Genomic DNA, 15159 nt, shown 5'->3' on the forward strand with positions numbered 1-15159 from the left:
CTTTCAAGAATGCGCCCTTGGCGCGTTGGAGTGCATCGGAAGAGCATCGAGCCACTTCCTTAGATTTGGTGATATTTCGTCGCGTGTCCGGAAGGCTCAATGGCAGCCGTCGATGCCGCAGCTTTCGCCTTCGCCGGTGTCAATCATTGGAGCGGGCATGTCACGGGCGGCATCAAGGATGGCGCGTTCAAACACGTCCACTTCTCGAGCGCCGGAGACATACACCTTGTTGTTGAACAGGAACAGCGGAACGCCATTGGCGATCTGGTTCGCGTCTGTTTCGTCACGTGCGATCTCTGCGGCGACGCGGGCAGAGTCGAACTCAAACAAGGTGTCCGTCACGCCGACCTCTTTGGCAAGCAATGCCAGGACGTCTTGGTCAAAGATGTCGATGCCATCGGTGGTCGCTGCTTTGTAGATGCGCTCGCTCAGCAGCTGGGCCACGACCGAGGAGCGGATACTCTTGACCAGCGCATGCGCAACCGTCGTATCACCGAAACGCATGGTGTCGAAGTTGTAGACCAAGCCTTCCAAGATGCCATTCGTGCTGACGGCCGCCATCATCCGATCTGCGCCCGCCGGCCCGCCCAGCTTCTGATACAGCGCCGTCTTGTAATCCATCGGCTTGACACCTCGCGCAAGGCGATAGGCCTTGTGAGTCACCTCAACCTGGACCTGCCCTGCCAACGCATCCACCGCCTTTTCAAAGCGCTTTTTTGCAATCCAGCACCACGGGCAGACGTAGTCCGACCAGATGTCCACCTTGACCGTTTTCATGAAGCTCTCCGTAGATCAAAACAGCTGCGCACTACCATTCAGTTGGTAGGTTTCGCGTCTAGAAAAATACCGTGCGAGCCCTCATTGCTTGAGGGGGCACCGCGATAAGATCAAGCGTTTTCGACGATCAGCCGGATGACGCTGGGCTTCAACGTGTCGGCGTCTTTGGTGGCCCAGTTGATGAAGCTGGATCCCTCCAAGACACTGAGAAGCAGAAACGCCTTCTGCCTGGCCCCACTGCCTTTGGGGATTTGCTTGAGCTTGATGCCTTGCTCAAGCATCCGGGTAAGCCAGGTCAACTGCATCTCAAAGAACCGCTGCGTCAACTGCTGCATACTCGGCGGCAAGGCGGACATTTCTGCCGCCAACGCCCCGCATAGGGGGAGCAAGCGGCCTTCGTCACCAGATTTGAAGATCTGGAAGAACGCCTCAAGGCGGGCAACCACATCGCTGTGCTGAACTTCAACACGATCGAACTCGGTGCGGACACGTTCAATGTAGTCCTCCACGATTGCCCCGCCCAAGTCTTCCTTGGTCGGGAAATGGTGGTGGATGCTTGCCTTGCGAATGCCCACCACCTCGGCCAGGTCCGCGTAACTGAAAGCGCTGTAGCCGCGGGTTCGCATCAAGTTTTCAGCGGTCTGAACCAAGGCGTCGCGTGTGCCAACAGCCATGTCAATTCCTCAACTCTTCGATAAATCAACTCTACCTACCACATGGTAGATAGTCAACGCCCAGCGACCCGCCTCTTTTGGTCGTTGGGCCCCGGTTTAGGCGCCAAGCTCTTCATACGCTTCGAGGGCGCGGGAAGAGTAGACGTAAGCAGCGCCGGCGTTGAGCGATATGGCAGTGCCCAACGCAGCGGCAATCTCTTCCTTGGTCGCACCGGCCTTCTTGGCTGCGCCGGCGTGTGCGGCGATGCAGCCATCGCACCGGGTGGTCACGGCCACCGCCAGCGAGATCAGCTCATGCGTCTTGGCGTCCAGCACGTTGCCCTCACGGGTGGCCAGTTCCAGCTTATGGAAGGCGCTGGCCACAGGAGCATTGGCCTTGTTGAAGCTGCTGACCCGCTTGATGAGCGACTTCAGCTCTTCGGTCCATTTCTTTTCCATTTCGATCACCTCTGTGTTTTGGATTAGTTGCCGAGCTTGCGTGCAGCCATGACGCCGCCGTCCACGTCCCAAACCGCACCGGTGACCCAAGAGGCCTTGTCGGACAGCAGGAAGATGACGGTTTCTGCGACATCGCGCGGCGTGCCATTTCGGCCGAGCGGATGGAAGTTCTTGAAGCCATCCAACGCGCCCGCAAGCTGCTCGCCAGGAATAAAACGCTCAAAGATCTTGGTCTCCACCATGCCGGGGCTGACTGCGTTCACGCGGATACCGTGCTCCGCCAGTTCCGCAGCGACATGCCTGGTCATGGCATCCAAGCCCATCTTGGCCATCGAGTAGGCGGGCGCCTTCACCGTTTCGATGGCTTGGCGGGCCGCAACAGCGGTGACATTGACGATCGAACCCGGCTTCTTCTGCGCGACCAGCGAAGCGGCCACCTGCTGGGTGATGAAGAATAGCGAGCGATTCAGGTCGAGGAAGTTGTTGTAGTCCTCGATCGAGTGCTCCAAGAAGGCCTTCGGATAGAAGATCCCCGCCGTATTGACGAGCAGATCAATGTCACTGTGTTCCTCCGTCAACTTGGCAAGAAGCGTCTGCACGCTCGCCGGGTTCGAGAGATCTGCGGCGAAAGCAGCTGCCTTGCCCTCCCCCGCTACGGCCGCCAACTGCTGGCGCGCAACCTCTGCCTTTTCCGGGCGATTGCCGACCACAACGACCGCGCCGCCCTGCTCGGCCACCATTTGGGCGACCTCCAGGCCGATCCCACTGGTGCCACCTACAACCAACAGCTTGCGACCTGAGAACTCGTTCGTATTCATTGCATGGCTCCTTTGCCAACCTATCGGTAGGTAGGCTAAACCTGGAATATCGGAGAGTCAAGCCCATTCTGAAGGAATTTCATTCAGGTCGTTCAGCTACAGACAACGAGTCGCTACGGGCGTCGGTTAAGCCGATTCCGCAGAAGTGGAGCCACATCCCGCTATCCCTAAGCTGCTGTTTAGAAGTACTTCAGCCAAGTGATGTCGCGCCGCGCCGCTTTGAAATTGGAGAACCAGGCCGTGGGGATGTAGAGCGGGATGATCAGCGCCACATACCAAGCCATCACCCAAGCGTAGTTCTCGACGCCGAACACAGCTCCTTGCGTGGGTCCCCAGATGGCCAAGGCCGTGTGGTAGAGCAGCCGTAGCACGGTCAAATGGAACAGATAGAAGAACATAGGCGCACCACCAAAGATCGCCAAGGTAGCTGTCAGGCGGCCTTCGCGAAGATGCTCGGCCCCTGCCAGTAACAGGGCTCCCACTCCCAAGGTGAGCAACAGGAACAGGATTGAAGGCGGATACTTGGTCAGCGCTAGGTAGCTCATCGTCGTACGTATCAGATCGCCCTCGACAACAAACCACGGGCTGTCACCGTAGCCATTCCACATGCGTAGCAGGAAGAAGGCGAGCAACATCGCGCCACCAAGTGCAAGCAGGCGTCGCGTCCTAGTTTCGGTATCCACGCTCGGAAGGAACCACGGACCCATCACATAGCCTAGGACAATGACTCCGATCCACGGCAGAACCGGATAGGTCGTCTTAGCATAGAAGCCGAAGGGCAACTCGATTACATCGCGCTGGTGCACCAGCGCCCAGAGGGCGAAGAACGGCTGGCCCGGCTCCAATCGAATGACATCGAGCAGGTTGTGCCCGCACATGATCGCCAATCCGCCAAGCAACAGCAGCTTGTGCGGTAGACCTATCAGCATCGCCAGGATGATCATGCAAACACCAATGCACCAGATAACCTGGAGCCAGAAGGTAGGACTGGCGACGCCCCAGTACAGCTCGGAGATGAAAAGCACTTCCAAGACCATGAGCACAAGGCCGCGCTTGACCAGGTAGACCCGTGTCTCGGCGAGCGTGTGCTTCGTACTGAACAGATATGCCGAAATACCTGTCAGCGCGACGAAGATTGGTGCACAGAGGCTAGCGGCCAAGCGAGCCAGATACATCGCTGGCAGCGCTGTGTTGGCGTCTATAGGATCGGCGACCGGCACATGAAGGAACCAGGTTTCTCGGAGATGATCGAGCAACATGAGGACCATGACGAAACCGCGGAGCGTATCGATGCTCTGTAGGCGGAAGGTGCCCTGCCGAACACCACCAGAATAGTGGAGACCTTCTGGGCTCGAATTGGGCACACCAGACATTTTTTCTCCAGAAATCTTTATACGAAGAACCCAAGGGCTTTCGCTGCATGCACTTTGACCACCCAGCGAAACGGCATGTTATAACATTGCACAACGCGCCACAAATCGTAGGCACTCTCAGTGGGTCCGCATCGACCTAGCTCAAGCGCTGCAACACGCGCCACCTCAGTTCTCATACAGCTCTGGCCCGCCCCCCTTGCAACGGTATCCGATGGCAGTACGTGGCCAATGTCCATGCACAAGCAGCGCAGCATGTAGATAGCGCTTTCAGCGATTGCAATCGTCTCGAAGCTCCGCCTCTCACCAACCGATCTACCGCAGACGCACCCCATGCGCTACCGGGACGCCTGGATGGTCAGACTGAAGCTGCGAGGTGTGAGCAAAACCCTCGGACCGCCTTCTGGAAGTGCGCCCGCTCACTGGACCATGTCTCGGTTGATCGAGACCACCACCTCCAAGCCGCCGCCCGCCCTGTTCCGAACCACCAACGAGCCACCGTGGGCTGCGCATATGGCGCCAGCAATGGAAAGCCCCAGTCCCGAGCCCCCAGAGTGCCTGGCCCTGGACCGATCCGCTCTCCAAAAGCGGTCTTGGACGCGCGGGAGGTCGGCTTCATCAACACCTGGCCCGCGGTCACCAACAATGAGCGTCACCCGCGCGCCCTCCCGCCTGAGCGACACGTCCATGACGCCGCCGCTGGACGCATACCGCAGCAAGTTGTCCACCACGATGGTCACCACTTGGCCCATCCGCAGCCGGTCGGCTTGGACCTCGATGCCAGCATCCAAATCCAACTGGCATGCAACCCCTGCAGCTTGGAGTTCCAACTCCGCCCACTGGATGCGTTCGGCCACCAGTTCCGCGAGCGGGAGACGCTCCTCTTCCAAGCTCAGGGCCCCAGCACGCGCCATCGACAACAGATGAAGGTCTCCGACGATGCGATTGATCTGCTCAAGCTGCCGGTGCACCAGCAACAACTGATCATTGGAATGCGGGAAGACGTCGTCCACCATGCCCTGAATTCGACCCATAGCCGCGTTCAGCGGGGTTCTAAGCTCGTGGGCCAACATCGCGCTGGACTCCCTAACCTCCCGCTCATACTGCTCTAGCCGAGCGGACATTTCATTGAAATCGTCTGCCAAGCCGGACAACTCCTGAGGCGCGCGCGGGCTCACGGCCGCCCTTGCCGAGAAGTCCCCTTCAGCCACTTGCCTCGCAGCCTTTGCCACCGAGCTGAACTGTCTGGACAGCGGGCGGGACATCGTGAAGCCAAAGGCGAAGATGAAAGGCACGGAGGTAACAAGCAACGCGAGAAGTGTGAACCAATCTGGATTGCGTAGCCCCGGCAAAAAGTTCTCGATTGCGTAGTTGGCTTGAAACAGTGCCCAAAGCCGAGCTTCGTCGAGATGCGGATCGGCGATGAGGCGCCGCACTTCCTGCTGAACCTGGGGCGGCAACGTGCTGAGGACGCGTTCGTAGTTCAATTGAAAATACAGCCACATCCCAAACGCCACACAGCTGACCGCTCCGACGGCCAGCCCGCTCATTCGAAGGCCAATCCAAGTCCATAGCGGGCTCGGCGCTCGACGATGCCGGTCGGACTTCATTGGAATCGGTATCCCACGCCCCGAACCGTCACCAGGACACCGGTGATCCCATGGTGCTCGAGCTTCTTGCGAATGTTGTGGACATGCGTGTCGACCACCCGGTTCAACGAATCACTCGTGGCAGCAACGCCTTCGAGCAGCTCCGCGCGCGTGAACGCCTTAAATGGGGTGCGCAAAAGCGCATAGAGGATGTTGAACTCGGTTGGTGTCAGATCGACCACCGACGGCCCATTCGAGGACTCGGATTCAACCGATACCCTCACCGCCTCCGCGTCCACTGTGAGCCGCCCGTGCTGGAGCACCTTCTCCTTTCCTCGGCCGGGTAATACCCGGCGCAGCACAGCATGAACCCGAGCCACGACCTCGCGAGGGCTGTAAGGCTTCACTACATAGTCGTCTGCACCGTATCGCAGAGCCCCCAGCTTTTCCGGCTCATCTCCCACTGCGGTCACCATGATCACCGGCGTGTCGGCCGCCTTGCGGATGGCCGATAGGACATCAATGCCGCTCATCTTCGGCAGCATGATGTCCAGAAGCACCAAGTGCGGACGCCACTGCGCGAAAAGCTCCAGGGCCTGCAGGCCATCATGGGCTACTGCCACGAAAAACCCGTCCTTGCGGAGGTAAGCCTCCAGGATACTGGCGCCGTCTGCGTCGTCCTCAACCACCAGCACCCGCTTGTCGTTCGAAGGGATGGACGCCGAATTCATAGAATCCGAAAAAGTCATTGATCAAATCTTGATAATTGGTCGGGAACCGTCGAGACGGCGCGCCATTCTTACCACTACTCCGACTCCACTGCCACCACGACTGCGTGGATCGTCCCGTTTTTCCGTATCTCGGCTCAGGAACAAAGCGCCTGCCTGAGCAAGCGTCATTTTCCTTCGTGGATTGATCGAATCTCAACAAAGACCACAAAGAATCTTGAGGAGCGGCCCTCAAGCTGCGCGCACTTCTCTGGCGAACGTGGGTTAACCCGTGAATTCTTGCTCGACGGTCCACTGGCTACGACCAGTCCTGGTTAGCTCAGCAGCTGTCTTGGGCTTGGCTGGGCTAGCAGGGTGCTCCCTGGCCCCCCAATACATACGCCCCGCCGTGGCCATCCCGGAGCGGCCAGGCCTGGCAAGCGGCTCCTCGGCCCATAAAGGACCTTGCGCGGAGGCGTTGCGCGAGGACGACGTCGGTTTTGTCCGGGCGACGACCCAGAGCAGCGAGCTAGACGCCATGGTCAAAGCGGCGCTTTGCCGCAGCCCCGACTACCGGCTTGCAGAGCTCAACGTGCGACTTGCCCGGGCGCAGGCCGGCCAGAGCAACAGCGCGCGACTGCCGCGGCTGGACGGTCAAATCGTCAAAAGCAAGCAACGGTTCGGAGATCCAGCGCTGGACCAGCGCTACCAGCAGGACCTGTCCATGGCGACCGTCGGACTGTCCGAGTTCGATCCCGACTTCTTCGGGCGTCTCAGGTCGTTGGCCGCCGCCGAAGGGCTTCGGTGGGAAGCCTCCGAACACGGCCGTGATGCGGCCCGGGGAGCGCTCATTGGCGAAACACTTCGCGCCTATGCGCTTTACTCCGCAGCCAAAGACACGGAGACCCAAGCGGCACTGATTTCCAGGAGCGCCCAGGAACAGCTTCGACTCGCAGAACGCCGACAAGCGCTCGGGATGATCGCACGCGACGAGCTTCGTGACGCGGAAAGCTTGGCCGCACAAGCAGACGCCAACTCGGCCAAGGCTGCGGAGGCCGCCAAAGCCCAAGAGCGCGCGCTGCGGTTCTTGGTTGGTTTTGACTCGGCGCTGCCGGACCCGAACCTGTCGCTCTTCCTCGACGGCTCCCGCGACACGGCCCGTTACGGTGGCTTGGATTCTTCTGTCCTCTACCAGCGCCCTGAGGTGCTTGAGGCAGAAGCCCAGTTGCGGGCAGCCCACGCTGACATCGGCGCCGCTCGCGCGGCCTTCTTTCCGTCCATCCAACTTACCACGTCCCTTGGTTCGGCCAGCGAGAGCTTGGGCGGTGTCTTTTCCGCCTCAAAAGCGTGGACGTTCTCGCCCACCCTGCGGCTTCCCATCTTCGACTTCGGGCGGAACAACCAAGCGCTGGATCTCGCTTGGGTCCGCCAGCAGCAGGGCGTCGTTCAATACGAGAAGGCTGTCCAGCGCGCATTTGTCGATGTCGCCGATGCCTTGGGCTCCCGGGCCCAGGCCGAGCGGTCCTATAGCGCTGCTCGGACGAAGGAGCTCGCCGTCGTCGGCAGGACAGAGCGACTGATCCGTCGCGTTGATGCGGGCCTGCAAAACGCCTTGGACGGTCCCCAGGCCCGCATCGATGCGGCCAATGCCAGTGCCGACCGAATCGCCGCTCAGCAGGACTTAGCGCTTTCCCGGATCGCTCTGTCCCATGCGTTCTATGCAACTGCTCCCGCTCTACCTTCTTCTTCCAATACCCACTGAGGTTTCCAACATGATCACCAAGACCACAACAACTGTCCTGCTTGGAGTTGCCGCACTGCTGGCGGCGCCGGCCGCTCAATCTGCCGACCTCTGGGGCGACAAGATGGAAGCCACGTTGGGGGCCGGCGTGCTCTACGGCCCGCTGTATGCGGGTTCGGATGAGAGCCAAGCGATCCTTGTGCCAGTGCTGTCCGTCCAGCGGGGCATCCTGTTCTTCGACTCCACCCGCGGAGCGGGCCTGCAGTATCAGTTCGGCAACGGCCTCTACCTCTCCCAATCGGTCTATTACGATTTGGGCCGCTTGGAGAAGGACAGCTCTTGGCGCCCTGGCTCAGATACCTTGAAGGGGATGGGTCGCGTTCCTGGCTCCGTAACCACGAAGACCATGCTGGTTCAGCCATTGGGCGATCGCTTCAACGTCTCAGCGGAAGCGGAATACGCCTTGCGATCGTCGGCGCACCGTCTCCGCTACCGCTTGGGCACGGAAGCAAAACTCTTCAATGGCAATTCCGACGATGTGTTCCTCACGGCAGATGTGCACGGCGGGGATCGCGATTTCAACCAAGCCTACTACGGAGTCAGCACCGCTCAGGCCGCAACCACCGGACGTCGGGCCTTCTCCGCCGACTCGGGCATCAACGCTTACGCCGCCGGCGTTCGCTGGGAGCACAAGTTTGGAGAGCGTTGGATGGGCATCGCGCAGATCAATGCGATGCGCTACGCGCACGACGTAAGCGGCAGCTCCGTCATCGAGCGACGCAACAGCGTCTTCGGGAACGTGGCCCTTACCTACACTTACTGAGACAGAAGATGGCGCTCTTCCACCCGCTAGCGATCCGTGCCCTTCTTGGCCTCTCCATCACTGGGCTATCCGCGTGCAGCCAGGAACCTGCGCCGCCCGCCCAGGTCCGAAGTGTGAAAGTTGAAGCAGCGGCGCATGCATCACGCACCTCGGCCGAGTTCATCGGCACCGTTCGCCGGTCCTCCAGGGCGAAGCTCAGTTTTGAGCAGGCGGGACGGATCAAGGCGATCCACGTTGACATCGGGGACACGATTCGCAAAGGCCAAGTGCTCGCACTCCTTGATCCCCTCCCCGTCCAGCAACAGTTCGTCCGCGCCAGCTCTCAGATGAACGCGGCACGTGCAGCGCTGGCAGAGCGCCAGCTTCAGTTCAATCAGCAAGAAGCCATGTTCAAGGACGGCGCCGTGGCGCAAGTCAGCCTGACCCAAGCCCGCGCCGCGCTGGAGGCCTCCAAGGCGGAACTCAACAGTGCCCAGGCCGACTTGGCGCTCGCGCAGCGCTCGGTCGATCACAGCGTCATCCGAGCGCCCTTTGACGGCCAAGTCATCGCGCGCCACAGCGAGCCGTCCGTTGACGTCGCCGCTGGCCAAGCGATCGTGGACGTGCAGGGCAGCGGGCAGACCGAGGTCGCCGCCGATGTGCCGGCCAACATCGCGAAGACCCTCCAAGCAGGGGCCACGGCCTCTGCGCGGCAGCCCGGAAACGTCCTCATCCCGCTGGCCCTGCGATCGGTAGCGCAGCACGAGTCGACGGCAGGGACCGTACCGGTTCTGCTAAAAGCCGCAGACGGTGCGGCTCAGCTGCTTCCCGGCTCACTGATCCATGTGTTGGTCCAAGCCGACACTGACGGCAAGGCACTGTCGGTGCCCGTCTCAAGCCTTGTCCCCACCAGCATCGCCGGGTCGGCCGACGTCTTCATTTTTTCGCCGGACCATCAAACCGTGAAGAAAGTACGCGTGCGCGTTGGTAGCTATCAAGGAAGCCAAGTGGAGATCCTTGAAGGGCTTGCCGACGACGCCTTGGTCGTCACCGCGGGTGCCAGCTATCTTACGGATGGCCAAAAGGTCCGGCTCTATAAAAGCCAGTCCCAGCTCGGACAAGGGGAAGCGCGATGAACCTTACCCAATCGGCGATCAAGTCCAGCCGCCTGACGGTGTTCGCCTGCCTGCTGCTTTTGTTCGGCGGCGTCTTCACCTTCTTTGGCTTTCCCTCTCAAGAAGAGCCGTCCGTCACCATCCGTGAAGCGCTGGTGTCCGCTGCACTTCCAGGCCTGCCCAGCGAGGAAGTGGAAGAGCGCATTGCCAAACCGCTCGAGGAGCGGTTGCGCGAAGTGGCCGGCATCAAGCGAGTCGTGTCGACCATTCGCCCTGGTAGCGCCCTGATCCAATTGACGGCCCAGGACAGCGTCGATGATCTCCCGACCCTTTGGCAGCGTGTGCGCGCCGAAGCGGCAGAGGCATCGGCCGATCTACCACCAGGCACACAGGGGCCGTTGGTGGATGACGACTTTGGGCGCGTCGCCGTGGCCTCCATCGCGGTCACCGCCCCCGGGTTCAGCACAAGCGAAATGATGGGTCCGCTGCGCGCCATGAGGGAGGAACTCTACCGCCTGCCGGGTGTCGAGCGGGTGACCATGTACGGACTGCAAGAGGACCGGGTTTACGTGGACTTTGACCGGTCCAAGCTCGCATCGACCGGCGCCACGCCAAACGCGATCATCGACCAGCTCAAGGACAAGAACGTCCTCGCGCCGGGCGGGGAAGCCATTGTCGCCGGTTTGTCGCTGACCCTCTCTGCAGACAGCCAAGTGCGCAGCGCCCGCGATTTAGCAGACGTCTTGGTCAGCGTGCCCAATGCCAAGGAGAGTCAAGTTATCCGGCTGGGCGATCTGGCCGACGTCCGAGTTCTGCCGCCGGATCCACCGGAGGGCGGCGCTCTCTACAAAGGAAAGCCCGCCGTCGTCGTGGCCGTTTCCATGGCCAAGGGCTATAGCATTGAAACGTTTGGCAAGGACTTGCGCGCTGCCTTGGATCGCACACAGTCCTCCTTGCCGGTTGGCTTCGAGCAGCACGTTGTGACGTTCCAGCCCGATGTGGTGGAACGCGAAATGGGCAAGATGCACCACGTTATGGGCGAGACCGTGGTCATCGTCATGGCGGTCGTCATGCTGTTCCTCGGGTGGAGGACCGGACTCATCGTTGGGGCCATTGTGCCCCTGACCATCCTCGGTTCGTTGGTGGCGATGCGCGCACTCGGCGTGGAACTCCAGACCGTGTCGATCGCCGCGATCATCCTTGCCCTGGGACTTCTGGTCGACAACGGCATTGTCATTGCTGAGGACATTGAGCGCCGCCTTGCACATGGGCAGGAGCGGATAAGCGCTTGCGTAGACGCTGGAAGGACCCTAGCCATTCCGTTGCTGACGTCCTCGCTGGTGATCATCCTGGCGTTCTCTCCGTTCTTCTTCGGTCAGACCTCTACAAACGAATATCTGCGATCATTGGCGATTGTGCTGGCCGTCACGCTGCTGGGCTCCTGGATATTGAGCATCACCGTGACGCCTTTGCTGTGCATCCGGTTCGCCAAGGTCCACGTCCGCGCAGAGGATGACGGCCAGTATCAGAGCAGGCTTTACCAAGGTTACAGCCGCCTCATCGCCAAAGTGCTGGACCACAAGCTTGTCTTCATCGGGACCATGGCTGCGCTGCTCACTGGCGCGCTGGTCATCCTGACCTCCCTGCCCTACGACTTCCTGCCGAAGTCGGATCGTTTGCAGTTCCAGATGTCTGTCACGTTGGAGCCTGGGGCCGCATCGACCGAAACCAGAAAGGTGGTCACCGAGCTCAGTGCATGGTTTGCTGATAAGAAGCAGAACCCCGAGGTCACAGAAAGCATTGGCTATGTGGCCGATGGCGGACCACGGATCGTGCTTGGCCTGACACCGCCGCTTCCCGCGTCCAACGTGGGTTACTTCACGGTGAGCGTGGCTCCGGGCACGGATATCGATGCTGTGATCCGCCGTGCCCGCGAGCACGTATTGACCGCCTATCCAACGGTGCGCGCCGATCCCAAGCGGTTCTCCCTTGGCACAACGGAAGCCGGCGTGGCCGTCTATCGGATCTACGGGACAGACGAGGACGACCTGCGCCGCATCGGCGAGGAAGTGAGCGCAAAGCTTGGGGCGCTTGGCGGCACGCAGGATGTCTACGACGACTGGGGAAAGCGCACCCCGCGCTACGCCGTCAAGGTGGACGCGGCCACCTCGAAAGCGGCGGGCGTAAGCAACAACGATATCGCCGACTCGCTGCGCTACCGCTACAGCGGCGCCGAGGCCACACGCCTGCACAGCGATGGCACTGCCACGCCCGTCATCCTTCGCTCCACTGCCAGCGAGCGAGCACCGACGGCTCGTCCCGAGGACACGTTGGTCTATTCCAGCACGTCCGGCAAGGCAGTGCCGTTGGGCGCGATCGCCACTGTCGAAGCGTCCAGCGAGCCGTCCACGATCGTGCGTCGCAACTTGATGCGGTCGCTGACAGTCACCGGCAAGAATCCTGGGATGACCACCAGTGAGATTGTCGCTGCCCTTAAGTCCGAGATCGCGGCCATCAAGCTACCGCCTGGCTACCGCATAGAGCTGGGAGGCGAAATGGAAGATGCAGCGGAGGCCAACGACGCGTTGCTCGGCTTCATGCCCCATGCGCTGGGCGCAATCCTTCTGCTGTTCGTTTGGCAATTCAATTCTTTCCGCAAGGCCTTCATCGTCATCGCCAGCATCCCGTTTGTCCTCATCGGTGCCTCGCTGGCACTGCTGATCACCGGTTACCCATTCGGCTTCATGGCCACGTTTGGGCTGCTTGCGTTGGCCGGGATCATCGTCAACAACGCAGTCCTGCTGCTTGAGCGCATTGAGGCGGAGCTTGAAGAGGGGCTGCCGCGGCGCGAGGCTGTCGTATCGGCTGCCGTGAAGCGGCTTCGCCCTATCCTTATGACCAAGCTCACCTGCATCGTCGGCCTGGTTCCGTTGATGCTGTTCGCCGGCCCGCTTTGGACTGGCATGGCGATCACGATGATCGGCGGTTTGGCGTTGGGCACCCTTGTGACGCTGGGCCTCATTCCCGCCCTTTACGACTGGCTGTTCAGCGCTCGCATCCGACTTGAGGATGCGCACTAATGGCGGGGAACAAGATGCGCGTCGCTGCCGTCCTGTTCACCGCGCTTTTGAGCGGGTGCGCCATGGTCAAAATGAAGAACGTGGCTCCGGAACGCTACTTCGAGCAGCGCAGGGGCGACATCTTGAGCACCGGCGATCTGAGCCCTGCGACCCGGCAGGAGATGGGCCTGCTGTCCTTGGACGCGAAATCCTGCGTGTCGGCGCCTGAGCCCTGCTCGGGCACCCTCATCGGGTCAGAGGAAATCAAGACCGGAGACTCCTTGGCGGCCTCGGCGGAACTGTGGGTCGCCTACGCAGCGGAACTGTCCCGGACGTCGCCCGACAGTGATCGAACGATGGACGCTTGGCTAAAGGCCGCCCGCTATTCCTATGCCTACTTCTTGGTGTTCCAGCAAGGCGCTTCACGTTTGGCGCCCCGCGATCGCGATACTCAGATCCGGGACTATTACAACTACTCAGTGGAGAACGTCACAGCCAGCTTGTTCCGACGCTACCGACAGGGAGACCACGCCAACCTGACGAGTGAGAGCCTGCCCACCCCTGCCGGATGGCGCGTGAAGCTGGACATGTCAGGCCTTCGAGAGAACGGAGAGGTCCCCATACCCAAAGAACTCCTGGCTGCGTCCAGTATTGGGTTTGGGGGAATTCGAAACGCCTACCGCCGCGATGGCTTTGGGGCAGAAATGGTGGCCGCCCTGCCCGCGGGGGCGTCTGGCTCCCAAACTCCGCCTCCGTCCGGCTTTCCGTTGGCCGGCGGCTACAGCGCGATGCCGACGCCAAACCTCACGTGCCTGTTGGACTTCGAAGGCAATACCGTGCAGGAGGTGCTTGCATCACGCTCGGCCACCCTTCGGGCGTTCGATCCTCTGTTGGAGAGCACGGCCGCAATCAAGGGGGAGAACGCGCCCTTGGCCGCGAACTTCACCGCCGGCTACGGCGTGTGGCTGGCACGCTCCAACTTTGCCACCGAGGCCATCCGCACGCTCTTGGACATGGATAAGAGCTTGGACAAGCCACACCTCTACATGCTGCAGCCGTTCGACCCGAACCGTCGCGTAGTTCTGATGTTGCACGGCTTGGCCAGCAGCCCTGAAGCGTGGGTCAACACCGCCAATGATGTGCTCGGGGACGATGAACTCAGGGCCCGCTACCAGGTCTGGCTGATGTATTACCCCACCAACCTGCCGCTTCCCTACAACCACCAAGCGATCAGGCAGACAGTCTTGGAGACGCTAAGAGCCATGGACCCTGCTGGCACCGCGCAGGCGTCTCATGAAATGGTCTTGGTTGGGCACAGCATGGGCGGGCTGTTGGCCCGGCTGATGGTTTCCTCGAGCAACGGCAGTCGGCTGCTCGACCAAACCCTGCAGGAGCTCAAGGGCAACGAGGTGAATGCCGTGCGCCAAGAGCTGTCCCCACTCCTGGTATTCGATCCGATGCCCCAAGTTCGACGGGTGATTTTCATTGCTACCCCGCACTTGGGAACCCCGTCCGCTGAGGGCGTGCTTGCCGCGATCGTCTCAAGGTTGTCCTCGATTCCTCAAGGACTTTCCACACGTTACAGCGCTAGCGCGGCGGTCATGGCGGCCGTGTCGGGGCGTCTTCCACTTAGCATCGACAATCTCAAGGAAAGCGACGCGTTCGTGAAGGACGTCGCCAAGCTTCCCATCTCGCCTGACGTGGTCTTTCACTCCATCATTGCAGTGAAGAACCCAACGGACTTGGCCAACGCAACGGATGGCTTCGTGCCCTACCGAAGCGCTCACCTGGCCGGCGCTGCATCGGAGAAGGTCATCCTCAGCGGCCATAGCGTCCAGCAGACGCCCGAGGCGGTTCTGGAGCTACGGCGAATCCTTCGGATCGATGCGGGCTTGGAAACACCGCAGTCCAACTCAGGGCGCCTGGACTGAGGATACAAGCACGATTTTGGGGAGTGCCCCCTGTGGGGCCGCTCTTCTCGGTTCGTCTTGGAAAACGCCGCTCTGCTGACGCTCGGCCTGGACGGAAGGCCTTCTCGGGTCAGAGTAGCCAAAGACGGCCAGATTCTG

General features: G+C 60.9%; 12 protein-coding genes. 5 read left to right on the plus strand and 7 right to left on the minus strand.

The genetic code is table 11. The annotated features are described in order from the left end of the window. Window positions 1–96: 96 nt before the first annotated feature. From ACEF39_RS12960 to ACEF39_RS12990, 7 genes are all read right to left on the minus strand, one after another. On the minus strand, window positions 97–777 hold the full coding sequence (locus ACEF39_RS12960; RefSeq protein WP_265953198.1) for a DsbA family oxidoreductase: 681 nt from the start codon (window positions 775–777) through the stop codon (window positions 97–99). 110 nt (window positions 778–887) lie between these two features. Continuing rightward, a complete protein-coding gene (locus ACEF39_RS12965) occupies window positions 888–1451 on the minus strand; it encodes a TetR/AcrR family transcriptional regulator (protein WP_495219539.1) in 564 nt (187 codons plus the stop codon). Window positions 1452–1547: 96 nt separating this feature from the next. Next, window positions 1548–1889: a carboxymuconolactone decarboxylase family protein gene (locus ACEF39_RS12970; protein ID WP_495219538.1), complete on the minus strand. Its 342-nt coding sequence runs from the start codon at window positions 1887–1889 to the stop codon at window positions 1548–1550. 23 nt (window positions 1890–1912) lie between these two features. Beyond that, on the minus strand, window positions 1913–2707 hold the full coding sequence (locus ACEF39_RS12975) for an SDR family NAD(P)-dependent oxidoreductase (RefSeq protein ID WP_500285337.1): 795 nt from the start codon (window positions 2705–2707) through the stop codon (window positions 1913–1915). A gap of 179 nt (window positions 2708–2886) precedes the next feature. Next, a complete protein-coding gene (locus ACEF39_RS12980; RefSeq protein WP_500285338.1) occupies window positions 2887–4080 on the minus strand; it encodes an acetyltransferase domain-containing protein in 1194 nt (397 codons plus the stop codon). Window positions 4081–4496: 416 nt separating this feature from the next. Then, window positions 4497–5687 carry a sensor histidine kinase gene (locus ACEF39_RS12985; RefSeq protein ID WP_500285339.1) on the minus strand — a complete coding sequence of 397 codons (1191 nt, stop codon included), beginning with the start codon at window positions 5685–5687 and terminating at the stop codon, window positions 4497–4499. Beyond that, window positions 5684–6415 (minus strand): response regulator transcription factor, encoded by a 732-nt coding sequence (locus ACEF39_RS12990; protein WP_500285340.1) that lies wholly within the window; start codon window positions 6413–6415, stop codon window positions 5684–5686. The genes ACEF39_RS12985 and ACEF39_RS12990 overlap by 4 nt, the downstream gene beginning before the upstream one ends. A gap of 436 nt (window positions 6416–6851) precedes the next feature. Here ACEF39_RS12990 and ACEF39_RS12995 point away from each other — a divergent pair, with 436 nt between their 5' ends. From ACEF39_RS12995 to ACEF39_RS13015, 5 genes are all read left to right on the plus strand, one after another. Beyond that, window positions 6852–8135, plus strand: a complete 1284-nt coding sequence (locus ACEF39_RS12995) for a TolC family protein (protein WP_500285341.1) — start codon at window positions 6852–6854, stop codon at window positions 8133–8135. 10 nt (window positions 8136–8145) lie between these two features. Next, a complete protein-coding gene (locus ACEF39_RS13000; protein WP_500285342.1) occupies window positions 8146–8937 on the plus strand; it encodes a MipA/OmpV family protein in 792 nt (263 codons plus the stop codon). Between the two features lie 113 nt (window positions 8938–9050). Next, the gene (locus ACEF39_RS13005) at window positions 9051–10052 is read left to right on the plus strand and encodes an efflux RND transporter periplasmic adaptor subunit (RefSeq protein ID WP_500285343.1); all 1002 of its coding nucleotides are present in this window, start codon (window positions 9051–9053) and stop codon (window positions 10050–10052) included. Then, window positions 10049–13111, plus strand: a complete 3063-nt coding sequence (locus ACEF39_RS13010; RefSeq protein WP_500285344.1) for an efflux RND transporter permease subunit — start codon at window positions 10049–10051, stop codon at window positions 13109–13111. Before ACEF39_RS13005 ends, ACEF39_RS13010 begins: the two co-directional genes overlap by 4 nt. A 14-nt stretch (window positions 13112–13125) precedes the next feature. Continuing rightward, window positions 13126–15021 carry an esterase/lipase family protein gene (locus tag ACEF39_RS13015; RefSeq protein ID WP_500285345.1) on the plus strand — a complete coding sequence of 632 codons (1896 nt, stop codon included), beginning with the start codon at window positions 13126–13128 and terminating at the stop codon, window positions 15019–15021. The last annotated feature ends 138 nt before the right edge of the window (window positions 15022–15159 follow it).

Origin of the sequence: Stenotrophomonas indicatrix (assembly GCA_041545745.1) — a bacterium.
In the GTDB taxonomy this organism is placed as follows: domain Bacteria; phylum Pseudomonadota; class Gammaproteobacteria; order Xanthomonadales; family Xanthomonadaceae; genus Stenotrophomonas; species Stenotrophomonas indicatrix_A.

Bases quoted from the DNA above. Each gene is read 5' to 3' on its own strand.
- ACEF39_RS12960 (WP_265953198.1), bottom strand. From the start codon at position 777: ATGAAAACGGTCAAGGTGGACATCTGGTCGGACTACGTCTGCCCGTGG.
- ACEF39_RS12965 (WP_495219539.1), bottom strand. From the start codon at position 1,451: ATGGCTGTTGGCACACGCGACGCCTTGGTTCAGACCGCTGAAAACTTG.
- ACEF39_RS12970 (WP_495219538.1), bottom strand. From the start codon at position 1,889: ATGGAAAAGAAATGGACCGAAGAGCTGAAGTCGCTCATCAAGCGGGTC.
- ACEF39_RS12975 (WP_500285337.1), bottom strand. From the start codon at position 2,707: ATGAATACGAACGAGTTCTCAGGTCGCAAGCTGTTGGTTGTAGGTGGC.
- ACEF39_RS12980 (WP_500285338.1), bottom strand. From the start codon at position 4,080: ATGTCTGGTGTGCCCAATTCGAGCCCAGAAGGTCTCCACTATTCTGGT.
- ACEF39_RS12985 (WP_500285339.1), bottom strand. From the start codon at position 5,687: ATGAAGTCCGACCGGCATCGTCGAGCGCCGAGCCCGCTATGGACTTGG.
- ACEF39_RS12990 (WP_500285340.1), bottom strand. From the start codon at position 6,415: ATGACTTTTTCGGATTCTATGAATTCGGCGTCCATCCCTTCGAACGAC.
- ACEF39_RS13000 (WP_500285342.1), top strand. From the start codon at position 8,146: ATGATCACCAAGACCACAACAACTGTCCTGCTTGGAGTTGCCGCACTG.
- ACEF39_RS13010 (WP_500285344.1), top strand. From the start codon at position 10,049: ATGAACCTTACCCAATCGGCGATCAAGTCCAGCCGCCTGACGGTGTTC.
- ACEF39_RS13015 (WP_500285345.1), top strand. From the start codon at position 13,126: ATGCGCGTCGCTGCCGTCCTGTTCACCGCGCTTTTGAGCGGGTGCGCC.